21 protein-coding genes and 2 pseudogenes are annotated in these 23,169 nt (G+C 59.4%); 12 read left to right on the forward strand and 11 right to left on the reverse strand.

Annotation, left to right across the window (positions count from 1 at the left end):
- Positions 1-65 precede the first annotated feature (65 nt).
- The 7 genes from ACYZT1_RS05405 (at position 66) to ACYZT1_RS05435 (ending at position 6,266) form a co-directional block, all read left to right on the forward strand.
- Positions 66-533 carry a cupin domain-containing protein gene (locus tag ACYZT1_RS05405; protein ID WP_462018012.1) on the forward strand — a complete coding sequence of 156 codons (468 nt, stop codon included), beginning with the start codon at positions 66-68 and terminating at the stop codon, positions 531-533.
- Positions 534-732: 199 nt separating this feature from the next.
- A complete protein-coding gene (gene yfcF / locus ACYZT1_RS05410) occupies positions 733-1,377 on the forward strand; it encodes a glutathione transferase (protein WP_462018013.1) in 645 nt (214 codons plus the stop codon).
- Between the two features lie 31 nt (positions 1,378-1,408).
- A complete protein-coding gene (locus tag ACYZT1_RS05415) occupies positions 1,409-2,749 on the forward strand; it encodes a KamA family radical SAM protein (protein ID WP_462018014.1) in 1,341 nt (446 codons plus the stop codon).
- Positions 2,750-2,773: 24 nt separating this feature from the next.
- A complete protein-coding gene (locus ACYZT1_RS05420) occupies positions 2,774-3,646 on the forward strand; it encodes a branched-chain amino acid aminotransferase (protein WP_462018015.1) in 873 nt (290 codons plus the stop codon).
- A gap of 20 nt (positions 3,647-3,666) precedes the next feature.
- The gene (locus ACYZT1_RS05425; RefSeq protein ID WP_462018016.1) at positions 3,667-4,425 is read left to right on the forward strand and encodes a TauD/TfdA family dioxygenase; all 759 of its coding nucleotides are present in this window, start codon (positions 3,667-3,669) and stop codon (positions 4,423-4,425) included.
- Between the two features lie 66 nt (positions 4,426-4,491).
- On the forward strand, positions 4,492-5,451 hold the full coding sequence (locus ACYZT1_RS05430; RefSeq protein WP_462018017.1) for a diiron oxygenase: 960 nt from the start codon (positions 4,492-4,494) through the stop codon (positions 5,449-5,451).
- Between the two features lie 14 nt (positions 5,452-5,465).
- The gene (locus ACYZT1_RS05435) at positions 5,466-6,266 is read left to right on the forward strand and encodes an N-acyl homoserine lactonase family protein (RefSeq protein WP_462018018.1); all 801 of its coding nucleotides are present in this window, start codon (positions 5,466-5,468) and stop codon (positions 6,264-6,266) included.
- 115 nt (positions 6,267-6,381) lie between these two features.
- Here ACYZT1_RS05435 and ACYZT1_RS05440 read toward each other — a convergent pair whose 3' ends face one another.
- The 4 genes from ACYZT1_RS05440 to ACYZT1_RS05455 all read right to left on the reverse strand — a co-directional run bounded on the left by ACYZT1_RS05440 (position 6,382) and on the right by ACYZT1_RS05455 (position 10,965).
- Positions 6,382-7,809, reverse strand: a complete 1,428-nt coding sequence (locus tag ACYZT1_RS05440) for an aminotransferase-like domain-containing protein (protein ID WP_462018019.1) — start codon at positions 7,807-7,809, stop codon at positions 6,382-6,384.
- A gap of 348 nt (positions 7,810-8,157) precedes the next feature.
- Entirely contained in the window at positions 8,158-8,862 is a 705-nt protein-coding gene (locus tag ACYZT1_RS05445; RefSeq protein WP_462018020.1) for a hypothetical protein, read from the reverse strand.
- Between the two features lie 108 nt (positions 8,863-8,970).
- Positions 8,971-9,984: a sensor domain-containing diguanylate cyclase gene (locus ACYZT1_RS05450; protein WP_462018021.1), complete on the reverse strand. Its 1,014-nt coding sequence runs from the start codon at positions 9,982-9,984 to the stop codon at positions 8,971-8,973.
- Between the two features lie 75 nt (positions 9,985-10,059).
- Positions 10,060-10,965, reverse strand: a complete 906-nt coding sequence (locus ACYZT1_RS05455) for a LysR family transcriptional regulator (RefSeq protein ID WP_462018022.1) — start codon at positions 10,963-10,965, stop codon at positions 10,060-10,062.
- Between the two features lie 101 nt (positions 10,966-11,066).
- Here ACYZT1_RS05455 and ACYZT1_RS05460 point away from each other — a divergent pair, with 101 nt between their 5' ends.
- Positions 11,067-12,242, forward strand: a complete 1,176-nt coding sequence (locus tag ACYZT1_RS05460; protein ID WP_462018023.1) for an acetylornithine/succinylornithine family transaminase — start codon at positions 11,067-11,069, stop codon at positions 12,240-12,242.
- 5 nt (positions 12,243-12,247) lie between these two features.
- On the opposite strand, the pseudogene ACYZT1_RS05465 reads toward ACYZT1_RS05460, so the two are convergent.
- Together ACYZT1_RS05465 and ACYZT1_RS05470 are read right to left on the reverse strand one after the other, a co-directional pair.
- A pseudogene (locus ACYZT1_RS05465) lies at positions 12,248-12,379 on the reverse strand (Txe/YoeB family addiction module toxin); the annotation flags it as partial.
- Complete coding sequence (locus tag ACYZT1_RS05470; protein ID WP_462018024.1) at positions 12,346-14,301, reverse strand: alkaline phosphatase D family protein; 1,956 nt, start codon at positions 14,299-14,301, stop codon at positions 12,346-12,348. The gene ACYZT1_RS05470 and the pseudogene ACYZT1_RS05465, both read right to left, overlap by 34 nt.
- A 431-nt stretch (positions 14,302-14,732) precedes the next feature.
- Between ACYZT1_RS05470 and ACYZT1_RS05475 the strand changes: the two are divergent.
- Positions 14,733-14,978, forward strand: a pseudogene (locus ACYZT1_RS05475) (ATP-binding protein); the annotation flags it as partial.
- 15 nt (positions 14,979-14,993) lie between these two features.
- Positions 14,994-15,362, forward strand: a complete 369-nt coding sequence (locus ACYZT1_RS05480) for a PH domain-containing protein (protein WP_462018025.1) — start codon at positions 14,994-14,996, stop codon at positions 15,360-15,362.
- A gap of 142 nt (positions 15,363-15,504) precedes the next feature.
- Here the strand turns inward: ACYZT1_RS05480 and ACYZT1_RS05485 are convergent, their stop codons facing one another.
- The 5 genes from ACYZT1_RS05485 to ACYZT1_RS05505 form a co-directional block, all read right to left on the reverse strand.
- Positions 15,505-15,726 (reverse strand): formate dehydrogenase subunit delta, encoded by a 222-nt coding sequence (locus ACYZT1_RS05485; RefSeq protein ID WP_462018026.1) that lies wholly within the window; start codon positions 15,724-15,726, stop codon positions 15,505-15,507.
- Complete coding sequence (fdhF, locus tag ACYZT1_RS05490; RefSeq protein ID WP_462018027.1) at positions 15,723-18,605, reverse strand: formate dehydrogenase subunit alpha; 2,883 nt, start codon at positions 18,603-18,605, stop codon at positions 15,723-15,725. The genes ACYZT1_RS05485 and fdhF overlap by 4 nt, the downstream gene beginning before the upstream one ends.
- Entirely contained in the window at positions 18,602-20,164 is a 1,563-nt protein-coding gene (locus ACYZT1_RS05495; RefSeq protein WP_462018028.1) for a formate dehydrogenase beta subunit, read from the reverse strand. The genes fdhF and ACYZT1_RS05495 overlap by 4 nt, the downstream gene beginning before the upstream one ends.
- A complete protein-coding gene (locus tag ACYZT1_RS05500; protein WP_462018029.1) occupies positions 20,161-20,637 on the reverse strand; it encodes a formate dehydrogenase subunit gamma in 477 nt (158 codons plus the stop codon). The genes ACYZT1_RS05495 and ACYZT1_RS05500 overlap by 4 nt, the downstream gene beginning before the upstream one ends.
- 633 nt (positions 20,638-21,270) lie before the next feature.
- Positions 21,271-21,585, reverse strand: coding sequence for a DUF3077 domain-containing protein (locus ACYZT1_RS05505; RefSeq protein ID WP_462018030.1), 315 nt, complete (start codon positions 21,583-21,585; stop codon positions 21,271-21,273).
- 578 nt (positions 21,586-22,163) lie between these two features.
- Between ACYZT1_RS05505 and ACYZT1_RS05510 the strand changes: the two genes are divergently transcribed.
- On the forward strand, positions 22,164-22,589 hold the full coding sequence (locus ACYZT1_RS05510; protein WP_462018031.1) for a GNAT family N-acetyltransferase: 426 nt from the start codon (positions 22,164-22,166) through the stop codon (positions 22,587-22,589).
- Between the two features lie 128 nt (positions 22,590-22,717).
- Entirely contained in the window at positions 22,718-23,125 is a 408-nt protein-coding gene (locus ACYZT1_RS05515) for a hypothetical protein (protein WP_462018032.1), read from the forward strand.
- The last annotated feature ends 44 nt before the right edge of the window (positions 23,126-23,169 follow it).

A 23,169-nucleotide genomic window follows, 5' to 3' on the forward strand; every position in this document is an offset into this window, starting at 1 on the left:
TACAGGGATGAACTGTTCGTCTGGGGTTTTATCACTCAAGTCGATAATCAAATCGGTGTTTACGCATGAATGATATTCAGGGTGGATATTTCCCCTATAAGGAATTCCGCCAGAGTTTAAAGCAGCCACCACTCAGTGCAAAAGTATGGAAGAGTGATGCACTTGCAGACCTGCGCCAGAGTCTTGAACCCAGCGAGGTGGACATTGTTTCGCTGGCCCGGCAGGACAGCACCGAAGGCTGCCTGTTGACGCCAGGGATGGCGGTGTCCATGCAATGGTTGAAACCGGGCACGACCCTCGATGGCCATGCGCATGCCTGGTGGCATCTGTTCATTATCCAGTCCGGCAGTGGGGAGTTGACCCTGGGCGATGCCCCAGCAGTCAGCGTGGGTACCGGCGATGTGCTGCTGGTGCCCGCCTGGAACCGGCACGGTTTCGTCAACACCAGCAATACCCTGTCACTGGCGATGCTGAACATCAGCAACATGCCGCAAATGGCGCAACTCTCCAGCGCTGCCGATGCCACCCGTTGATCATGCCCTGATAAATTTCGCCGGGTCTAAAAAAGGGAGTTTGCTTTTGCAAACTCCCTTTTTTATGGCTGACACTTTTCAAGCGTTTCTTTTCTGTATCCGTAGAAACAGCTGATTTCTGTATCTATTCAGGGTGGCGCCAACTAACTACGATCGTTCCCATGCAACCTCTTATCAGGTTAGAGCAAGGGAGCGTTCTATGGAAAGTACAAAGCTTAAACTGTATCTTGGCGCGGATATTGTCAGTGCATTTGCGATGTCGGCATTTGTTGCATTGAAGGAAAAACAACTTCCGTTCGAACTTGTCACACTGGATTTGAAAGCGCGCGAAAATTATCGAGAAACTTATCGCAATGTTTCCCTGACGTGCAAAATCCCCACACTGGTACATCAAGGATTTGCCCTGTCGGAATCGTCGGCCATCGCCGAATACCTGGACGAACTGGCGCCGGGGCACACCAGACTCTATCCGCTCGACATTCAGCAACGCGCCCGCGCCCGTCAACTTCAGGCCTGGCTGCGCAGCGACCTTCTGGTGATCCGCAAGGAGCGCCCGGCAGACCTCATCTACTTCGGCAAGAAAGACCACCCGTTGTCAGACGAAGCCCTGGCGGCCGTGGGCAGGCTGTATTTCGTGGCCGACCGGTTGCTGAAAGAGGGCGTCGAGCATCTGTTCGGTGACTGGAGCATTGCCGACACCGACCTGGCAATCATGCTCAATCGACTGCTCGCCAACGGCGATCCGATGCCTGCCCGGTTGGCGAACTATGTCCGCTGCCAGTGGGACCGCGACAGCGTTCGGGCATGGATGGACATCGAGCGCGCAGCGCCATCCGTTCAGTAACCACCGCCAGGACACATTCAGGAGCATCGCCATGCAGGGATTGTCGGAGCACCAGAGATACAAGCCTTATAACTCACGCACCATCCGCGAAACGCCTTACTGGAACCAGCTGACACCAGCGCTGCAGGAAGCCATGAACGTTGTCGCCAGGGTCATGCCTTTTCGCACCAATGACTATGTACTTGGCACGTTGATCGACTGGGACAACCTTCCGGACGACCCGATATTCCGCATGACTTTTCCACACAAGGACATGCTGCTGCCGGACGAATACGCATCGCTCAAACAATTGATCGAGCGCGACGACGCGGTCGCGATCAAGCGGCGGATCGAGGCTATCTGGCTGCGCATGAACCCGCACCCGGCCGGACAGCTGACACACAACGGCGCGATGTTTGAAGGAAAACTCCTGCCGGGCATTCAGCACAAGTACCGCGAGACCGTGCTGTTTTTCCCCGGCGCCGGTCAGACGTGTCACGCCTACTGCACGTTCTGTTTCCGCTGGGCGCAGTTTATCGGCGAGGAAGAACTCAAGTTCAATGCGCGTGAATCTCAAGAGCTGGTGAGTTACTTGCGCGTGCACACCGAGGTCACCGACGTGCTGATCACCGGTGGCGATCCGATGATCATGAACACCCGGTCGCTGGCCGCTTACCTCGAGCCGCTGCTGTTGTTGCCTCATCTGAAAAGCATCCGCATCGGCACCAAATCCGTGGCGTACTGGCCGCAGCGGTTTGTCAGTGACAAGGACGCGCCGGAACTGCTGGCGCTGTTCAAACGGATTGTCGCGGCGGGTAAGCACCTGTCGATCATGGGCCATTACAACCACCCGGTAGAGATCCGCCAGGACATCGCCCGCCAGGCCGTCGAACGGATTCGATCAACAGGTGCGACGCTGCGCATGCAAGCACCCGTGATCCGCCACATCAACGACAACCCGGATGATTGGACGGCGCTGTGGACGGAAGGAGTACGCCTCGGTGCCGTGCCCTATTACATGTTCGTCGAGCGCGACACCGGTCCCAGCCATTACTTCGCGCTCCCATTGGCCCGCGCCTTCGACATATTTCAGGCCGCCTACCGTAGCGTTTCCGGGCTGGCGCGCACGGTGCGCGGGCCGTCCATGAGCACCTTCTACGGCAAGGTGCTGATCAACGGCATCGAAACTGTCGCCGGGGAAAAAGTCTTCGTGTTGCAGTTTCTACAGGCGCGAAATCCGCACTGGGTGTTGCGCACGTTCCATGCGCGTTTCGACCCTCACGCGACATGGTTTGACGAGCTGCGCCCAGCCTTCGGCGAGCGTCGTTTTTTCTTTCAGACCGATTCCGTGGCAGCACCGGAATTGATACCGGTCCTGCTCGAAACGGCGTAGGACGATTCATCAGGAGACAGGGATATGAACGGCATTCCATTTGATCAGCGAGAAGGATTTATCTGGCTCGATGGCGAGTTCGTCGAGTGGTCGCAGGCACGCCTGCATGTGCTCAGCCATGGCCTGCATTACGCGAGCACGGTGTATGAAGGTGAGCGGGTGTATAACGGCAAAATCTTCAAGTTGCGCGAACACAGCGAGCGTCTCTATCGCTCGGCGCACCTGATGGATTTCGTCATTCCTTTCGAGCTCGCCGAGCTGGAAGAAGCCAGCCGTGAACTGCTGCGGCGCAATCAGGTGGTCGACGGTTATCTGCGCCCAGTGGCGTGGCGCGGCAGCGAAATGATTTCCACCTCGGCGCGGTTCAACCGGGTGCACGTGGCTATCGCCTGCTGGGAGTGGCCAAGCTATTTCGACCCCGCCGGGCATATGGCCGGCATCCGTTTGAAGACCGCCGAGTGGCGCCGGCCGCCACCGAGCAGCAGCCCGTTCCAGGCCAAGGCTTCCGGGCATTATCAGATCGCCACACTTTGCAAACACGATGCCGAGAACAACGGTTTTCACGATGCGCTGATGCTCGACTGGCGCGGCAACGTGGCCGAAGCCACCAGCGCCAATGTGTTCTTTGCCAAAGGTCGCACGCTGCATACGCCGCTGCCGGATTGCTTCCTCAACGGCATCACGCGGCAAACCGTGATCCAGCTGGCGGAGGCACTGGATTATCAGGTCGTGGAGCGCACGATGCTTCCTGCCGAACTTGGCGACTTCGATGAGTGTTTTCTTACCGGCACCGCTGCCGAAATCACACCCGTGCAAAGCATCGATCAGCATCGCTATCGGCCGGGCAGTGCCTGCCGCGACTTCATCGCCGCTTACACCTCAACCGTCACCGCCTGATAACCGCCAGGAAATTCACCATGTCAGATCAAGGGATTGTTGCATCCAAACCTCACGTTGCACTGGGCCACCGCCAGGAAGAACTGGCAGCACGAGGCTGGGCGGTGCTGACCCCGGACGAATTTGCCGATGATGTTGTAGGCACACTGCAGGAATTTGGTCAGATCATTCCGCAATTCAACGGGCAAATCGCTTTCGCCATCACTCGAAAACCCGGCTACGAAGCGTTGCCGTATTCCCAAAGCATGAACGGCATCGGGCCACACACCGAAGCGCCGGTGTATGGACCGCCGCCGCGTTATCTGGCGCTGCATTGTCATCAGCAGGCGACCTGCGGCGGTGGGCACACGGGGTTGGTTGACGGTTACCGGTTTCTGGCGTTTCTGCAGCGCACCGAGCCCGCGCTGCGCGAGTGGATCGATGACACGCCGGTGGAGTTCGTCGCCACGGCCAAACCCGGTGAAGCCGCGCAGCGTCGGGTCAGGGAATACATCCTCACGCCGACCGAAAACGGGGATATCTTCCGCTTCAGCTACAACCAGTTTCACTACGGCGATGTGAACCCGTCCGAGGCCGATCTGCAGCAATCGCAAGTCGAAGACAGCTCATCGCCGCTGGCTCGATTCGCGAAGCTGGGCGAAGACTATTTCGTGCAACACAACACGCCGGTGCTGATTCCTGATGGCTGCCTGCTGATCTGGGATAACTGGCGCATGATCCACGCCCGCAGTCGTTACACCGATCCCGCGCGACACCTGACCCGCTATTGGCTGGCCTGATTTATCCGTCGTGCATTTTCCAATCGGCGTACCCCGTGTGGGTACGCGTCCTACAGGTAGCGTGTCATGCAAACAGCAATCGAGATCGCCAAGGTCGATCATCAACTGGTCGTGCGGCTCAATCAGGCCTGGACCAAAAGGGCCACCGTGTGTTCGCCGGACAAACTCGCGGTCAGCGAAGCATTCGATCCGGCGCTGGCGGACTACCCGGAGAGCATGGTGCCGTTTTTTCACCATCCGAAATTCCAGGCCCTGAGCGGTGAGCTTAAAAGCAGCGTGCTGACCTGGGGATGGATTGGCTACAACCTGCGCACCGTCACTGCCGAAGAGCACGTGGTCAACCCGGCGCTGAGCGTCATCGCCAATCAGTACCTGGGCAAGGACGACTGGCATTTTCGTGAGGCGATGCAACAGACGCTGATCGATGAGCACTACCACACGCTCATGCACCTGCGCGCTATCGAACGAACCAGGGAGGAGCGGGCGCTTGATCAGCACCTGGACCTGCCGCCGTCGGTGACCTACCTGCGCCTGGTCGCCCTGCGCGAAGAACTGCCCGAGCAGTGGCAGCGGGATCTGGCGGCGATCACTTTTGCAGTGGTGGCCGAAATCAGCGTCAACGCGTACCTGGATTTGCTGGCGGATGACCACAGCATCCAGCCGCAAAACCGCCGCGTGGCTGAGCTGCACAATCGCGACGAATATGCGCACAGCAAAGTGCTCGCCGAGGTAGCCAAGGTCATGTACGCGAACATGGCGACACCGCAACGCGCCTTTTTCGCACACACGTTGTCGGTGGCGCTGAGTGCATTTGTCGCTCAGGACTACTCGATGTGGGAAGCAATTCTGACGCAGCTGGGGATCGCGGACGCCGCGCTCATCATCGCGGACACGCGGGAGAGCAACAAGAGCGCGACGATCATGCGTGACTACAGCGGTCTGCACCGTCTGGCTGAGGATTTGGGCATCATTGACCAGATCGATTTCGATTTTCGGCCGACCGTCAACGCCACCGCAGCAGCCTGAGCCGGGAGGTGAAAATGACTATTCCTGTGTACGAAGTGTTCGCCATCCGTGTAGGCGCCAATGCCCAGCGCACCGCGCGGGACAACTTTCTCTACGATGCCTGCTGCGGCGATCCCAACGCCTCGATGCCGCTGGATTATTACTTCTGGGTCATTCGCAACGAGCAACACGTCATTGTGGTCGACACCTGTTTTCAGCCGGCGACGGCGCAGCGGCGCGACCGTCAGATGTTTCGCTTGCCGGAAGAATCCCTGCACCTGTTGGACATTGATCCGACGCAGGTTGATGACTTGATCCTGACGCATCTGCATTGGGATCACGCCGGTAATCTGGGTTTGTTTCCGAAAGCGACCGTGCATCTGCAGGAGGCCGAACTGCGTTTCTGCACCGGGCCGAAAATGGCCCATCGCACGCTGAACAAAACCTACGAGGTCGAGGACGTGATGTCGGCATTACCGCCGCTGTTCGAGGGACGGATGCGTTTGCATGACGGTGCGGTGCAAGTGCTGCCCGGTGTGACGCTGCATCGGGTGGGCGGCCATACGCCCGGCAGTCAGGTGGTGCGGGTGCACACCGGGCGGGGCTGGATTGTGTTGGCCTCGGATGCGGCCCATTTGTGGGCGAACATCCGCCAGCGCAGCCCGTTTCCGATCCTGGACGATATGGCGCAGACGCTTGAGGCGTTCAGTCTGATCGATAGCCTGGCCGACGGTGAAGACCACGTGATTCCCGGCCACGACCCGCAGATCGCCGAGCTGTTTCCACACTGGAACGATGATCCGCACATCATCTGTTTGCACCAACACCCGATTTGATCTGAGTGGTTGGCGACCGCGGTCCCTGTAGCAGCTGCCGAGCCCGCGAGGCTGCGTCCGAACGCGACCGGAGCCGAACGCAGCCTCGCGGGCCCGGCAGCTGCTACGAGGGTGGTCAGCGTTGCTGTTTCAGGAGTTGACCCAAGGTCGCCAGCGCTTCATCGATCCGCGCTGAATACGGGGCACCGCAGCCGATGCGTATAAAGTGATCGAAGCGGCTGTCGTTGGAATAGATATCCCCAGGCGAAATCTGGATGCCGACCTTTAGGCCTTCATGAAACAACACCATGGACGAATATTCGCGAGGCAATTCCACCCATAGCAGCGTGCCGCCACCGGGCCGGGTCACGCGGGTGCCGTCGGGAAAATACCTGAGAATCGCCTCACTCATCTGCTCGCGATGCTGCGTCAGCGTTTTGCGCAACCGCCGTAGGAAACGTTCGTAGGACGGCGTGCTCATGAATGCACTCACCGCCAATTGCGCCAGCGTGTCGCAACCGCGGGACTGCGTGTGCTTGAGCATTTCCACGCGGTCGTGCCACCGACCCGCGCTGATCCAGCCCAACCGCAGGCCGGGCGCGAAGGTTTTGTTCAGGGACGCGCAATAAATCACATTGTCGCAGCGGTCCCAGTGCTTGAGCGTGGACAACGGTTGCTCGGTGTCGACCAGATCGCCGTACGTGTCATCCTCGATCAGCACTGTTTTGCACGCCGCGCACAGTTGCACCAGCCGCGCCTTGAGGGCGTCGGGCATGATGCTGCCCAGCGGATTTTGCAGGTTGGGCGTGACGATCAGTGCCTTGATCCGTTCAGGGCCATTCAACAATTGTTCGAGGGCGAACAGATTGATCCCGGCGTGGGCGCTCGTCGGCACTTCCTGCACCCGCAGGTTCAGGCTTTCGATGATTTGCAATAGCCCGTAGAACGTCGGCGATTCCACCGCCACGGTATCGCCGGGTCGGGTGACCGCGCGCAACGCCAGGTTGATCGCTTCGGTCGCACCGTTGGTGATTACAATCTGCTCGGCGCTCAGGTGGGTTTTGGCGGTTAGCGCTCGTCGCGCAAGCACGGTGCGCAACGCGATGTGGCCCGCGTTTGTCCCCGTCGTGCCGAGCAACTGCGGGGCTCGGCGCAGCGCCTTGATCATGTGGTCCTGCAGGGTTTTCAGCGGATAGAGTTCCGGCGCGCAGTAGGCGCTGGCGAAGTTGACCTTGATCGTCGCGCCCTGGCTCGCCTTGAGCACCAGCGACACTTGCTCGTGAACGCCCGCGTAAACGTCCCTGTCCAGCGGGGGAGGAGGGGTTGTCTCGGGTTTGGCCAAGGTGTCGGGCTGGCGAATGTAATTGCCGGACCGCGGTCGGGCTTCCAGCACGCCGCAGTCCTCAAGCTCGCGGCACACCTGCACCGCCGTGGACAGGCTGACCGCGTGTTTTTCCATCATCAGTCTGATGGACGGGAACCGTTCACCGGTTTTCAAGGTGCCACTGCGGATCGCGTCGAGGTAGTGGTTGGCTAACTGACGGTATAAAGGGGTTGTGTGCATGATGACCTCAGCAATCGCACCACTGAAGTCTTGGGCTGGAAAGTGAGTTGACGCTCCCCGCAGGCGGACCCGTGGTGCTCAAGGGTTGGGGAAAGTGATTCTGGTGCCGTTACGAATCAGCGTAGCGGCGAGGATCAGAATCGACTGCTGAAGGATATGGCACTTTGCAACCACCCTTCGGCGGGTGTTCCAAGAGGTTGATCACTGGCGATTGAGACGCTTGGGAGGGAGCGACCGGGCAGTTGAAATAATCACGGCTGACGGCCGGCGCTTCAACGAGGGGGCGCACCGCGCAGGCAACAAAAAGCCCCACGCTGCAGGGCAACGTGGGGCTTGGGTGTTGGTGCGTTATTGCGCGGTGATGCTGTACCCGTCGAACGCGGTCTGTTGTTGCAGCGCGGTAATGATGTTCTTGCGATTGACCGCTTGCTCGGTCCCGGCATTGTCGAGGAAGGTTTCGCCTTCCAGCTCTGCCTCATCGCCCTCGCCGACGAAGGTGAAGCCGAGGAACTCCAGTGCTTTACGGTCCAGGTTCAATCGCGACCGCGGCGTGCGCAGCGGCAGCGTCACACTCTCGCCGTCCTTGCTGATGGTGAACACTTCGGTGTCTTTCTTCGCCCGAGCCGCTTTGCTCTTGCCGCTGGTCGGGTTGCTGATCGCCTGGTGGGTCTGGTTCAGCACCTTCAGTGCCAGCCCGTAAACGATTTCCTGAAATGCCGGGTCGTCCTTGAAGCTGGCCAGAATACGACTGATCGGGAACTTGCTGCTCAAATCTTCCAGCGCCGCAATGTCCGCCGCTTCAGCGTCTTTGAGTTGTTTGAGTTCGCCCATCAATGCGTAGGCTTTATCGTCATCGAAACTGTCATGCGCCTGCCGGATGGCGGCGCGCAGCTCGCGGATCTGGTCGCTTTCACGGGTGGACTGGAACGCGTCCAGGACCATCTCGCTGATGGTCTTGGCCTGTGGCACGTGCTGTGAAAGATTGATGGAGTTTTCGTATTCCGCTTTGGACGACAAGGTAACTACGGATTCAGCGGCATTGGAATCGGACATTGAAATTTCACTACTTCTTTTATCTTGAGTTGAGGCGACAAAGCCCTGGGCTTTTTCTGGGCGCCTAATCTATTGGACCTGCGCGGCGTTGTCACGGATCAATGGCCCTCACGCCGAAATCATATTCTTGCCCGCGACCTTCGATCGAAACAGCGCCTGATCGGCTCTTGCAAGCAGCCCGGTTTGCTGTTCTTCGTCAAAGCGCTGGACCACACCAAAGCTCAGGGTCAGGCGAAAATCTCCGACTGCGGGCAGGCCCGCCAGGCCATGGCGAATTTTATCGGCGAGTACTTTGGCGTCGGCCAGCGACGTGTCGGGCAGAATCAGGATGAACTCGTCACCGCCCCAGCGCGCCAGCAAATCGCCGTCACTCACGCAAAGCTTGATGCTCTCGACCACTTGCACCAGCGCCGCATCGCCCAGGGCATGGCCGTAATGGTCGTTGATCGCTTTGAAGTCATCGATGTCCATGGCAATCAGCGAGAGCGGCCGGCGGAAACGCTGAGCGCGGTCGCACTCCTGAGGCAGGGCTTTGCCCAGGCGGTAGCGGTTGGCGATGGATGTCAGCGCATCGGTTTGCGCCAGTTTGCGATTTTCTTCGAGTTGGCTTTGCAGTTGTTGATTAACCCGGCACAGCTCGTGGGTGCGTTCCTCAACGATGGCTTCCAGGGATTGGTTGCGTCGCTCAAGGGCTTCGAACAGGCGTTTTTTATCGTCGATGCTGCGATGCGCGCCGACCATTCGCGCCACCGAATCGTCGGGGTTGCGCGCCAGCACGTAACCGCGGTCTTCGATCCAGATGTAACTGCCGTCCTGCATGCGGCAACGATACTCGGCCTGATAGCGCGTGGCGCGCTGGTTCAGGTAGTCATCGAACAGCGCCATGACGCGCGGATAATCATCCGGGTGGATCACGCTTTCCCAGGTCAGCACAGTGTTGTCCAGGGAATGAGCGGGGTAGCCGAGCATTTCGTACCAACCGGGATTGCGGTAAACGAACCCGGTGTTGGCATTCCAGTCCCAGATCCCGTCGCTGACCAGTTCCAGAATGGTGTGCAACATGCCTTCGTCCAAATCCGACAGATTGAACTTAGGTGACTCAGTGTTCGAGGTCTGCACCATCACCACTCTCCTTGTCGCCCTGACATCAAAGTGACCTGCCAGTCGCGCAGATTAGTTCAAGGCGAGTCGTGCCCGCTAGTGGTCGCCCCATTTCTGCAACGCGAAATCGACGAAACTGCGCAATTTCGGCAAACGGTAGCGATCCTGCGCGTACATCAGATGCATCGGCCGGCTCGGCGGGCGGAAATCTTCCATCAATGCAATCAGGGTTCCGCACCTGAGGTCTTGCTCCACCAATGCATCGGGCAACATCACGATGCCCATTCCGGTTCGAGCCGCCTGATGCAGGCCCGCCGAGCTGTTGATCAGCATCGGCCCGCTGACCGCCACCGTGACTTCACCTTCCGGTGCGTTCAGGCGCCATTCCTTTTCCATCGAATGCCAATCATCCCCGGCCGGGTAGGCGAAGGACAGGCAGTGGTGGTGTTGCAAATCCGCGGGTTGCTGGGGGATACCGCGGCGGGCCAGGTAGGCCGGCGATGCGCACATGGTCAGGGTGTAAGGCACAAGCGGGCGGGCGATCAGGTTGGTCTGCTCGCTGACCCCCAAGCGAAACGCGACGTCAAAACCGTGATCCAGCAGGTCGGGACGGCGGTTGGTCAACACCACGTCCAGTTTGACGCGCGGATGCAGCAGGGTGAATTCACTCAGCGCCGGCGCCAGTTTCTCGGTGCCGAAGGTCAGTGGCGCGGTAATCCGCAATGTGCCACTGGGTTCATCGAGCGCTTGCTCGGCGAGGCGCTCGGAGTCAGCCACCAGCCCTAACACTTCGAGGCAGCGTTGATAGTAAGCGGTGCCGAATTCCGTCAGCCGTTGGCGCCGGGTCGTCCGGTTCAGCAGGCGTACGCCGAGGCGGTTCTCCAGTGCGCGCAGGTGGTTGCCCACCATGGTTGTCGACATTTCGCACGCAGCGGCGGCACCGGTCATGCTTCCGGCTTCCACCACTTTCACGTAAACGGTCATTGCCTGAAACAGGTCCATTATCAAACTCTGCTTTTAAATGATTGAAGTTTTGCAGCGTTTATCCAGCTGAGGTGGCTAACCATACTGCAAAACACCGACCGCTGATGGAGTTTGATGTCATGACCGCCGCCTGCCTGATGAGCACTTACCAACCGCTGGCCCTGAGTTTCTGTAAAGGTCTGGGCACACGCCTGTGGGATCAGGACGGGCGCGAATACCTCGACGCGGTGGCCGGGGTAGCGGTGACCAACGTCGGTCATTCACACCCGAAAATCGTCGCGGCGATCAGCGAGCAGGCCGGTTTGTTACTGCACACCTCCAACCTGTACAGCATCGACTGGCAGCAATGCCTGGCGCACAAGCTGACGCAGCTGGCGGGCATGGACCGGGCGTTTTTCAACAACTCCGGCGCGGAGGCCAACGAGACCGCATTAAAACTGGCGCGGCTGTACGGCTGGCGCAAAGGGATCGAGCAGCCGCTGGTGGTGGTCATGGAAAACGCGTTCCATGGCCGCACGCTTGGCACCTTGGCCGCCAGCGAGGGGCCGGCGGTACGTTTGGGGTTCAGCAAGCTGCCAGGGGATTTCGTCAAAGTGCCGTTCGGTGATCTGCCGGCGCTGGACCAGGTGCAGCACGCCCACGGCTCGCGCATCGTCGCGATCATGATGGAACCGATTCAGGGTGAAAGCGGTGTGCATATGGCACCGCCCGGTTACCTCAAGGCCTTGCGCGATCGGTGCAACCGGCATGCCTGGCTGTTGATGCTCGACGAAATCCAGACGGGCATCGGCCGCACCGGAAAGTGGTTTGCGTGCCAGCACGAAGGCATCGTCCCGGACGTCATGACCCTCGCCAAAGGGCTCGGCAACGGCATTCCGATCGGCGCCTGCCTGGCCCGGGGCAAAGCCGCCGAACTGTTCACCCCCGGCAGCCACGGCAGCACCTTCGGTGGCAACCCGTTGGCGTGTCGCGTGGCTTGCACGGTGCTGGAGATTATTGAAGAACAGCAGCTGCTGGACAACGCCAGGCTTCAGGGCGAACGGCTACTGGGCAGATTGCGCAGCGAATTGGCGGACAATCCGAATGTTCTTGCGGTTCGAGGGCAGGGCCTGATGATCGGCATCGAACTCAAACAACCGATCCGCGACCTGACCCTGATCGCCGCACGGGATCACGGCCTGTTGATCAACGTGACACGCGGTAAAACCATCCGCCTGCTGCCGCCGCTGACGATTGATCAGCGCGAGGTCGAGATGATTGTCAGAGGGGTTGGTCGGACGGTGTGTGCGGGTTGAACTGTTCAGTAATGATATCTGCACAGCACGACCAGTATCTCATTGTCCTGTACGGCACAAACCAATCGATGCTCGCCAGTAATTCGGCGTGACCAACAGCCGCTCAGGTTGTGTTTGAGTGGTTCAGGTTTTCCGATACGCCATCCTCCTCAGGCGCGACCATCCGCGTCTTCGGCGAGCCATCCGCATTCAACTGATAAATCTCCCGCGGCTGTCCCTTTTCATTAAAGAACACCTGCCCGACACCTGCCGAATTCCACAGCCGTTCACCCGCTTCAGCATGCTCCGGCACATGCGGGACGATGCGCATCCGTCGACGTTTGGTCAGCCAGTTCAGCGGCGAGCGGGGCGAATACAACCAGCGGTTGAGCCGGTCGAACCATTCCAGCAGGCTCCGCGGAAATTCGTTCTTGATGCCGCTGCTCGTGACCTGCCAGATCCTCGGCCCCGCCGTGCGGTGTCGGATAAGCACCTCGTAGACGAAGGAATAATGCACATCACCCGACAGCACCACGTAGTTCCCGGGCGTGCGCGAGTGTCGGAAAATGTTCAGGATCACCTGCGCCGCGCCCCGGTGGGCCATCCAGTTTTCCGCGTCCACCAGCAATGGGTAGCCAAACCAGCTGAAAACCCGTTGCACGGTTTCGATCAGCTTGACGCCAAACACAGGCGCGGGTGAAACGATGATAGCCGACGGGTGATCGAGCAATTCCTGCTGCAGTTCGCTGAGTGCTTCCCAGTCCAGCAATCCCGAGGGTTGCTTCAATGTCATCTCACTGCGCCAGCGCCGGGTGCGGGTGTCGAGCACGACCAATGCCGGGCTGGTCGGCAGCACGTAATGCCAGCGCTGAAATTTCAGCAGATCATCGATCAGATCGTCCTGCACCGGGCTGTCGAGATAACGATCGTCCCCGGTCGAAATCAGCCCGGCCGTTTTTTCCAGCAACGTGCCGAACGCATCCGGATTGTTGCCCCAGCCCTGACACAACATATAGGCAATCAGCGCATTGCCGATGATGCGCTTGGAGAACGGGTGGCCGTAGGCCGTTTCTTCCCACTGCGCGGAAAGATTCCAGTCATCGGTAATATCGTGATCATCGAAAATCATCAGGCACGGGATATGCGCAAATGCCCGGGCCACATCCGGGAGGCCGGCCTTGAACCCGTCGATGCGCGTTTGCTCCAGCGCATAACGCTCGCGTCGTTCGGGGATCAGTTTCGGCGGTTTGGGCGCGATCAGGGTCCAGGGCGTCGGCGACCACACCAGAAAGTACATGGCCATGACTTCGGCAAATGTCACCAGGTGATTGTCGGCGCTGCTGCTGGTGAAAATCGGCTTGCGCGCACCGCCGAAAAATCGCTCACGCAGCGTCTCGTTGCCCTGCAATGCCGGTAACAAATCCGCACGGTGGTAGTAACTCGCCGAATGCTCATAGAGCTTGGCGCTGTCGCTGACCACCGCGCCTTCAAGATGCTCCTCAAACAGCCCAAGCCGCTCGATCAGCGCATGGATCGCGCGCAGGGTGGGGCCCGCGACATCGTCGGCGTACACCTGATCGCCGCTCATCATCAACAACGCCGGGCGATCTTTCGCTTCATGCGCCGCCGCCAACAACCTGTCCACACACAGCAAACCATCGGGTGCAGGGAAGTGCGGCTTGCGACAGGAACCGTGCAGCAGTTGATCGATGTGTGAGCGGATAACCAGGTTGGGCGACTGCGCATCGCCGTACAACAGGTGCGGCGCCCACTCGGCAATACCCGTCGCCGCGTCATCAATCAGCAGGTCATATTCGATCAACGTATCGCAGGGCAGGGCGGTTTCCAGCGGCACATCGATCAAATGCACAAACGCCTGCGCGCCCACCGGGATGACTGTGCACTGCCCGGCATCCAGTCGAATGTCGTCACGGTTTTGCAGACGTAACGTCAAGGACAACGCCCGCGATCCTACAAGCCACAGCACCAGCCGCGCAGGCTCAAGACGCCGCAACAGCGGACCGACCAGGACGGGAGGGAGGGGTTCAGAGGCGTCGGGGAGTGGCGAAGGCATGGACATCCGATTCAAAAACCAAGGTGCGAAGGCGCCAGATAATACCGCAGGTGGTGTCAATGAATTGTTGCCAATTCACTGGTGCCCGGATGTCAGTCGCAGAAAGAGCGTAAGGTTAAATATCGAACAACGCTCTAGGAAAACCGGCCTCATTTGGCAAGCCCAGCGCTGAGAACGGACAGCCTGGTAATTGCGGTTTTGAGTCAATTACGTCGGCCACTTGAGAGATCCATTGTGAGTTGGCCCCGATCGCTTTAACGAGATACCAAATAACTGCAATTAACCCGAAGAGATGAGTGCGCGCATTTGCGTCCAAAGAAAGGCGCTGAAAGTAACGATTCTCAGGAACGGTGGGCAGTGGGTTTGTCGAGACCTGATTCCAGATACGGCAGTGATGGGCGCAGCAGTTGCGGAGTGTGTTTAAAGTACAGACAGTTGTGCGAATCAAAGTACTGGATGCCGGGCCGGGCATTGCGCAAGCCAGCCTTGAACAGGTTTTCGCCCCGTTCTTTCGCATGGAAGGCTCGCGAAACAAAAGCACTGGCGGCGTGGGTTTGGGATTATCCGCAGCGCGTGCGATTGTGTTGGAACACGGCGGTGAATTGAGCCTGCATAATCGCTCTACCGTTGGCCTGGAAGCGTTGGTGGTATTGCCCGTGCATTCGGCTTGGTTGTTCATTTGAAACGGGGAATTGCAGATGATTGATTTCAACAACAAGGGCTTCTTCAAGCTCAAGCAAAACGACGAATACGCAGAACGCGTCACCGCACTCTTGCTGGACGGGGAGCAAGTAATCGATTCATACAATTCCATGCGCGATGGCGTGGTGTTCACCAACAAACGCATCATCGCGGTTAACGTGCAGGGCCTGACCGGCAGCAAAAAAGACTTCACCTCGCTACCGTACAAAAACATCGTCGCGTACTCGGTGGAAACGTCGGGCACATTCGATCTGGATTCTGAATTGGAGATCTATTTTTCATCGCTGGGCAGAGTGAAGTTCGAGTTCACGGGCAGGACCTCAATGGTCGAGATCTCCAAATTGATCTCCCAGCACCTGCTCTAACCCTTCATTTCAACCACAACACAAACCCTGTAGGAGCGAGCCTGCTCGCGATGGCGGCTTAACATTCACCATTTCGGGTGGCTGATACACCGTTATCGCGAGCAGGCTCACTCCCACAGGTTTCAGGTCAGACTCAAGAGCGTCAAGCCCCCCAACCCGCCCCGCTAACCGCCTCTTGCGCCAGCGGATGCAACTCCGCGCCCTGATGCTCTGTCTGCCAGGCCAGCAATTGCTTGCGCATGCTGGGCGCCCAGAACATCTGCAGGTGATTGCGCACGCCGAGTACAGCCTGTTCGTGGTCCGTCTGGCTGGCGAAGTAATTGGCGATCTGGTTGGCCATCTTGATCAGATTCTCAGTGCTCACCGGCGTACCTCCGCTTTCGCGCCGCGGGCCAGACGACGGTCCTTGAGCAGGCGATCCTGTTCATCGCTGAACGCCTGATAGCGTTTTTGCCACTCGGATGGGTGGTAGACGCGGCTGACTTCCACGGCGGTGACCTTGTACTCCGGACAGTTGGTCGCCCAGTCGGAGTTGTCGGTGGTGATGACGTTGGCCCCCGATTCAGGGAAGTGGAACGTGGTGTACACCACGCCCGGCGCGACCCGTTCGGTGATCCGCGCACGCAGCACCGTTTGCCCGGCGCGGCTGCCGATGCCGACCCAGTCGCCTTCATTGATGCCCCGGCTTTCGGCGTCGGTGGGGTGGATTTCCAGACGATCTTCGGCGTGCCAAGCGACGTTGTCGGTGCGCCGGGTCTGCGCGCCCACGTTGTACTGGCTGAGAATGCGCCCGGTGGTCAGCAGCAGCGGATAGCGACCGTTGACCTTTTCCTCGGTGGGCACGTAGCCGGTGAGCATGAACCGTCCCTTGCCGCGCACGAATTGCTCGATGTGCATGGTCGGCGTGCCGTCCGGTGCAGCAGCGTTGCACGGCCATTGCAGGCTGCCGTGACGCTCCAGTTCGGCGTAGCTGACGTTGCTGAAGGTCGGCGTCAGGCTGGCGATCTCATCCATGATTTGCGATGGATGCTGGTAATTCATCGGGTAACCCAGGGCGCTGGCCAGCGCCACAGTGCCCTCCCAATCGGCCTTGCCGCCCAGCGGTTCCATGACTTTGCGCACCCGTGAAATGCGCCGCTCGGCGTTGGTGAACGTGCCGTCTTTTTCCAGAAACGAGCTGCCCGGCAGAAACACGTGGGCGTACTTGGCGGTTTCGTTGAGGAAAATATCCTGCACCACCACGCATTCCATGGCCGACATTGCCGCGGTCACGTGCTGGGTATTCGGGTCGCTCTGGACGATGTCTTCGCCTTGGCAATACAAACCTTTGAAGCTGCCGCCCAGCGCTGCTTCGAACATGTTGGGAATGCGCAGCCCCGGCTCGGGTTGCAGGGTGACGTTCCACGCCTGTTCAAACTGCGTGCGCACCCCCTCGTTGGAGATGTGCCGATAACCCGGCAACTCGTGAGGGAACGAGCCCATGTCGCAGGAACCCTGCACGTTGTTCTGCCCGCGCAACGGGTTCACGCCGACGCCTTCCCGGCCAATGTTGCCGGTGGCCATGGCGAGGTTGGCGATGCCCATGACCGCGGTGCTGCCCTGGCTGTGCTCGGTGATGCCCAGGCCGTAGTAAATCGCCGCATTGCCGGCGCTGGCATACAAACGGGCGGCGGCGCGGATGTCGGCGGGGTCGACGCCGCAGACCGGGCCGAGCACTTGCGGCGAGTTGTCTTCGCGGCTGACCATCTCACGCCAGCGGGCAAAATCGCTGCCCTCGCAACGCGCATCAATGAAGGCCTGATCGAGTAGGCCTTCGGTGACGATGACGTGCGCCAACGCGTTGAGCATCGCGACGTTGGTGCCCGGTCGCAGCGCCAGATGCAGTTCGGCGCGGGCGTGCACCGAGTCCACCAGATCGATGCGGCGTGGGTCGATGACGATCAGTCGTGCGCCTTCACGCAAGCGCCGTTTCAGTTGCGACGCGAACACCGGGTGGGCGTCGCTGGGGTTGGCGCCCATCACCAGAATCACATCGGCTTGCATCACCGAGTCGAAACTCTGCGTGCCGGCCGACTCGCCCAGGGTTTGTTTCAGGCCATAGCCGGTCGGCGAATGGCAGACCCGCGCACAGGTGTCGACGTTGTTGTTGCCGAACGCGGCGCGCACCAGTTTTTGCACCAGATAGGTTTCTTCGTTGGTGCAGCGGCTGGAGGTAATGCCACCAATAGAGTCGCGACCGTAGGTTTGTTGCAACCGACGGAATTCACTGGCGGCATAAGTCACCGCTTCGTCCCAGCTGACTTCCTGCCACGGGTCATTGATGTGTTTGCGGATCATCGGTTTGGTGATGCGATCCGGGTGAGTGGCGTAACCCCAGGCAAAGCGTCCTTTGACGCAAGAATGGCCGTGGTTGGCCTGGCCGTTCTTGTCCGGCACCATGCGCACCAGCGTGTCGCCTTTCATCTCGGCGCGGAACGAACAACCCACGCCGCAATACGCACAGGTGGTGATCACGCTGTGTTCCGGCTGACCCAGTTCGACCACGCTTTTTTCCATCAGCGTCGCGGTCGGGCAGGCTTGCACGCAGGCACCGCAGGACACGCATTCCGAGTCGAGGAAATTATCGCCACCGGCCGCCGCGATCCGCGATTCAAAACCGCGCCCGGTAATCGTCAGCGCAAACGTGCCCTGGGTTTCTTCGCAGGCGCGCACGCAGCGGTTGCAGACGATGCACTTGCTCGGGTCGTAGTCGAAATACGGGTTGGAGGTGTCTTTCACATCGGCCAGATGATTGTCGCCATCATAGCCATAACGCACCTCGCGCAGGCCGACCTGACCGGCGACGGTTTGCAGCTCGCAATTGCCGTTGGCCGAGCAGGTCAGGCAATCCAGCGGGTGATCGGAGATGTACAACTCCATGACGTTGCGCCGCAGCGTCGCGAGTTTCGGCGTCTGCGTGCGCACGCTCATGCCTTCAACCACCGGCGTGGTGCAGGACGCCGGATAGCCGCGCATGCCGTCGATTTCCACCAGGCACATGCGGCAGGAGCCGAACGCTTCCAGGCTGTCGGTGGCACAGAGTTTTGGAATGGTGGTGCCCAGCAGCGCAGCGGCGCGCATCACCGAGGTGCCTTCGGGCACGCTGATGCTGCGACCGTCGATGTTCAGCGTGATTTGCACCTGGCTGTCGCGGGCAGGCGTGCCAAGATCGATGTCGGTTTTCGGGTCGAAGAGCGTGATCATTGGTCGGCCTCCGAGGGCTGCAGACCGAAGTCGGCGGGAAAGTACTTGAGGGCGCTGGCCACCGGAAAAGGAGCCATGCCGCCCAAGGCACACAGCGAACCGTATTGCATCGTGTCGCACAGGTCCTTGAGGACCAGCGCCTGCTCATCGCGAACGCTCTGTTCCGGCGCGGCCAGCAAGCGATCAATCACCTCGACGCCACGGGTCGAACCGATGCGGCAGGGCGTGCATTTGCCACAGGATTCCTCGGCGCAGAACTGCATCGCGAAACGCGCCATCTGCGCCATGTCCAGGCTGTCGTCCGCCACCACCACACCCCCGTGGCCGAGCATCGCGCCGATGGCGGTGAACGCTTCGTAATCCAGCGGTGTATCGAATTGCGACGGCGGCACCCACGTGCCGAGCGGGCCGCCCACCTGCGCGGCTTTCAGCGGACGGCCACTGGCGGTCCCGCCGCCGTAATCCTCCACCAGTTCCCGCAATGTCAGGCCGAAGGCGCGCTCCACCAATCCGCCGTGCTTGATGTTACCCGCCAGTTGGAAGGGCATCGTGCCCAGCGAACGGCCCATGCCGTAATCGCGATAGAACTGCGCACCTTTTGCCAATATCAGCGGCACCGAGGCGAGCGTGATCACGTTGTGCACCAGCGTCGGCAGGCCAAACAAACCTTGCAATGCAGGAATCGGCGGCTTGGCGCGAACGATCCCGCGCTTGCCTTCGAGTGAGTCCAGCAGCGCGGTTTCCTCACCGCAGATGTACGCGCCGGCACCGACGCGCACTTCCATGTCGAAGGCCTGGCCGCTGCCGCCGACGTTGGCGCCGAGATAGCCATTGGCGCGGGCAATCTTCAAAGCCTCGTTCAACGTGGCAACGGCTTGGGGATATTCCGAACGCACATAAATGTAGCCATAGCTGGCGCCGACGGTTATTCCCGCGAGGGCCATGCCTTCGATCAGCAGAAACGGGTCGCCCTCCATCAGCATGCGGTCGGCGAAGGTACCGGAGTCGCCTTCGTCGGCATTGCACACGATGTACTTTTGCGCCGCTTGAGTAGCGCGCACCGTGCGCCATTTGATCCCGGCCGGGAACGCCGCGCCGCCCCGGCCACGCAGGCCTGAATCGAAGACTTCAGTGGCCGTTTGTTCGCCACCGATGTCGATGGCCCTTTTCAAACCTTCGAAACCTTTGTGTGCCAGGTAATCGTCCAGCGACAACGGCCGGGTAACGCCGGCGCGGACGAACAGCAGGCGTTGTTGCGTCTTCAGGTACGGCAACTCTTCCACCAGACCCACCGCCAAAGGATGCGCGGAAGGTTCGCTTTGCAACGCATCCAGCAGCGACGGCACATCGGCCGCCGTCAACGGCCCGAAACCGATTCGGCCTTGCGCAGTGTCGACTTCCAGCAACGGCTCCAGCCAGTACAAACCGCGAGAACTGGTGCGATGAAAGTCCAGCGGCAAGTCGCGTTGCTCCGCCTGAGTGGCAAACGCCACCGCCACCTCATCGGCCCCCACGGCCCGCGCAATCGAATCGGCGGGCAAATAGAAACGCGGCATCATGCGTCCTCCCGACAGGCGTCGAGCAACGCATCCAGGCGCTCGGCACTCAACCGCGCATGCACCCGACCGTCCAGTTCCAGCGCGGGCGAACACGCACAAGCGCCGAGGCAATACACCGGGCGCAAACTGATGCTGCCATCGGCGCTACTGCCGTGATCGTCGAGCTGCAGACGCTCGCGCAACTGCGCCGCCAACTGCTCGGCACCGCGACTTTTGCACGACTCGGCGCGACACAGTCGCAGGATGTGCCGGGCCGGCGGCGCAGTACGGAAGTCATGGTAAAAGCTGATCACCCCGCGAATCTCCGCCTGACTCTGATTGAGCGCGTGGGCAATTTCGGGGACGGCGGCATCGGGGATGTAACCGATGCCCGCCTGAATCTCATGAAGAATGGGCAACAGCGCACCGGGCAAGCCCTTATGGCGCTCCAGCACACCGCTGACCATCGGCAAATGCAACATCTCATCAGGCATACAGCAATCCTCACGGTCACGGACAAACCAGGCGGTTGTCGTTCGTCCGAAAGTGTCGGCTGCGGCACTCACACCACGTCACGGTATCGTGGCAATTTCAGGCCGGTGGCCAGGGCACCCTGAACGGGCATCTTGTTGTGCCCGGCACGGTCTTCGCCGCACCTCGGTAAGGGCATTAAGGCAGCTTGCCATGGTGGCTTTGATTGAACGGCACCAAAGCGACGTGTTCGGTTCTGCTTGCGACTTTTAGTTGAGTCTAGATGAGAGTGGAGGGCCGCGTTTGATTGCTAGCCTGACGCCGTTCTCACTCGGGTACGGTTGATATATACCAGCCACCCTAAATGAGGAACTGCTTCAGGTTGAGTCGGATTCAAAAGAGCAGCGGCGTTTTAGATGCCACTGTTAGCCGAATGCTGGCGTCACGCCAAACCCGATGGCAAAAGCCCCGAAAATCGGGCTAATCCAGAATGCCAGCCAACACTCAAAACCCCTGTGGGAGCGAGCCTGCTCGCGATAGCGCCCGCCTAGAAAACAGCAATCTCAACGTCTGGTGAAAATCCCAAGCAGCCTGATCACCAAGGCTCGCTGCCAGCCCCTGAACGGCATCAAACCCATTCCGCCAATATCAAACCGCTAAGCGCCAAACCCCTCCGCCGCCCACTCAGCCTTCGCCGCCGCAGAAACCCGATCCCGTGTAAGCACCTTCACCGCATCGTCCACCAACGCCTTACCCAACCCCGTCAAATAATGCGCAGCCCAGGCGTGGCGATCGGTGTCTTTGGCGTAGGCCGCATCTTCGGTGAGCTGTTTGGCGAGGGACAGGAAGTCAGATGCCATGGATAACGCATCGCCGAGTGGGACGCCGCGAGTGACGTGAAATACGGCTTGATCGCCGCAGTAGATGGCGGGGGTGAGGCCGATGGTTTTGAGTTCGGGTTGGTCGGTCATTTGGCACCTCCGATGAGGGAGATGTGGCGGGGGAGGCGGTAACGCGATTGGCAATTGCGTGGAGGGGAAAGGCAAATTTTGTACGGATTTGTTCTGGTCATGGGCAAACTTCCTTGATTTGAGGAGCTGCCACGAGCCTTCTCACGGGCTTGGGTGACAGCCGTGCGCGGGGTGAGAAACCGGCAATCAAGGCAACCGGTAGACCCGAAGGTCTCCCACGCACAGCCGCCATAAAGCCTTATCGAAGACGAAAAAAAACGCCACGACAGGTTTTGGGGCGCTTCGCGCCTTGATTGTTTCGGGCTCTCACACCCGGTCGCTGAATTGGCAGCGACGGTGGGAGGTTATCGTCCTGATCCTTTCCCTGCAACCTTCGGACGCTTCGATCCCTAGCTCCAGGACCAAATGTGCTGCCTTTCTTGGCTTGGGCAGCCGATACGCTCAAAGGCCGTAATCGGCCACAAGCAGCCAGTCAGCCCACCAAACAACGGACGAATGATGCATTTACTGATTCACCATGGGGTGACAGAAATGGGCTACCTTGTTGACCCAGTTACTCACAGCTCAGGGAGAGCGACATGTCTGTAGAAATCCAGCTTTCGGAAAATGCGACTGAAGCAGAGCGGTTAGGAATTTTGACTCCGTTACTGGCCCATAATCTGGCTAACGGTGGGAACGACGCCCATGAAACATTTGCCCTGTTGCTACGAGACCCTCACAGTAACGAAGTTATAGGCGGGCTGTACGGCAAGGTCTCATATCGATGGCTGCTCATTGATCTTGTCAGCGTTCCCGAGTCGATACGTGGCCAAGGTATCGGAGAACGGCTAATGCGCATGGCCGAAGATATCGCTCAGAAAAAGAACTGCACGGGTATCTGGCTGGAGACCTTCAGCTTTCAGGCCCCCGGCTTTTATCAAAAACTTGGCTACTCCGAATTCGGACGCCTGGCAGACTATCCACCGGGACATACCCGGCTCTACTACCAGAAGTCGTTATGCTGACAGCGTTTTGATCTTGGCCCGATAGCTGCCTCGTAGGAGACCACATTCGGCCAGAAGTTGCCTTTCACCTGTCCACAGAAAGACGCTCAACGTATCCTGCCGAAAGACAACATTGAAAAGGAGTTCGAATGAAAACTGATTGGCAACAAATTCGAGAAATGATGAGCACTGTCATCGATAGCTGTGAGCAGATCGAAACGGCAGGATTCAATGAAGAACATCGCTCCGCGACCGTGGAAATCAAAGGCGTCCATTACTCCGTTCAGGAGTTTTTAATCAGTGCCTGGACGCTCCCGGAAAACATTCGCTACCAGATCATTCGTGAGCGTCATGAGGCTGGAAATGACCTTCCCTACGTTCCCGAAGCAGCACGCATTCTTGTCTCAATGGCGCAGGCTTGTGCGGAATTGGTCGGAGCAGCGGACACAGCACCAGCTCAAAAAGCTATTGCAGGAATGAATCATTGGTACAAGGCCTACGCTGTACCGCATATGACCACAGCCATCAGGCTAGCAAAAAAAGAATCTGACGCTTAGATTCACCGGCAATCACCGGCGGAGACGGATTTGTAATCTCTGGT

The sequence above is a fragment of the Pseudomonas sp. PB3P13 genome (genome assembly GCF_054897735.1).

Coding starts and splice junctions, on each gene's coding strand:
- ACYZT1_RS05405 (WP_462018012.1), top strand. CDS start 66: ATGAATGATATTCAGGGTGGATATTTCCCCTATAAGGAATTCCGCCAG.
- yfcF (WP_462018013.1), top strand. CDS start 733: ATGGAAAGTACAAAGCTTAAACTGTATCTTGGCGCGGATATTGTCAGT.
- ACYZT1_RS05415 (WP_462018014.1), top strand. CDS start 1,409: ATGCAGGGATTGTCGGAGCACCAGAGATACAAGCCTTATAACTCACGC.
- ACYZT1_RS05420 (WP_462018015.1), top strand. CDS start 2,774: ATGAACGGCATTCCATTTGATCAGCGAGAAGGATTTATCTGGCTCGAT.
- ACYZT1_RS05425 (WP_462018016.1), top strand. CDS start 3,667: ATGTCAGATCAAGGGATTGTTGCATCCAAACCTCACGTTGCACTGGGC.
- ACYZT1_RS05430 (WP_462018017.1), top strand. CDS start 4,492: ATGCAAACAGCAATCGAGATCGCCAAGGTCGATCATCAACTGGTCGTG.
- ACYZT1_RS05435 (WP_462018018.1), top strand. CDS start 5,466: ATGACTATTCCTGTGTACGAAGTGTTCGCCATCCGTGTAGGCGCCAAT.
- ACYZT1_RS05440 (WP_462018019.1), bottom strand. CDS start 7,809: ATGCACACAACCCCTTTATACCGTCAGTTAGCCAACCACTACCTCGAC.
- ACYZT1_RS05445 (WP_462018020.1), bottom strand. CDS start 8,862: ATGTCCGATTCCAATGCCGCTGAATCCGTAGTTACCTTGTCGTCCAAA.
- ACYZT1_RS05450 (WP_462018021.1), bottom strand. CDS start 9,984: ATGGTGCAGACCTCGAACACTGAGTCACCTAAGTTCAATCTGTCGGAT.
- ACYZT1_RS05455 (WP_462018022.1), bottom strand. CDS start 10,965: ATGGACCTGTTTCAGGCAATGACCGTTTACGTGAAAGTGGTGGAAGCC.
- ACYZT1_RS05460 (WP_462018023.1), top strand. CDS start 11,067: ATGACCGCCGCCTGCCTGATGAGCACTTACCAACCGCTGGCCCTGAGT.
- ACYZT1_RS05470 (WP_462018024.1), bottom strand. CDS start 14,301: ATGTCCATGCCTTCGCCACTCCCCGACGCCTCTGAACCCCTCCCTCCC.
- ACYZT1_RS05480 (WP_462018025.1), top strand. CDS start 14,994: ATGATTGATTTCAACAACAAGGGCTTCTTCAAGCTCAAGCAAAACGAC.
- fdhF (WP_462018027.1), bottom strand. CDS start 18,605: ATGATCACGCTCTTCGACCCGAAAACCGACATCGATCTTGGCACGCCT.
- ACYZT1_RS05495 (WP_462018028.1), bottom strand. CDS start 20,164: ATGATGCCGCGTTTCTATTTGCCCGCCGATTCGATTGCGCGGGCCGTG.
- ACYZT1_RS05500 (WP_462018029.1), bottom strand. CDS start 20,637: ATGCCTGATGAGATGTTGCATTTGCCGATGGTCAGCGGTGTGCTGGAG.
- ACYZT1_RS05505 (WP_462018030.1), bottom strand. CDS start 21,585: ATGACCGACCAACCCGAACTCAAAACCATCGGCCTCACCCCCGCCATC.
- ACYZT1_RS05510 (WP_462018031.1), top strand. CDS start 22,164: ATGTCTGTAGAAATCCAGCTTTCGGAAAATGCGACTGAAGCAGAGCGG.
- ACYZT1_RS05515 (WP_462018032.1), top strand. CDS start 22,718: ATGAAAACTGATTGGCAACAAATTCGAGAAATGATGAGCACTGTCATC.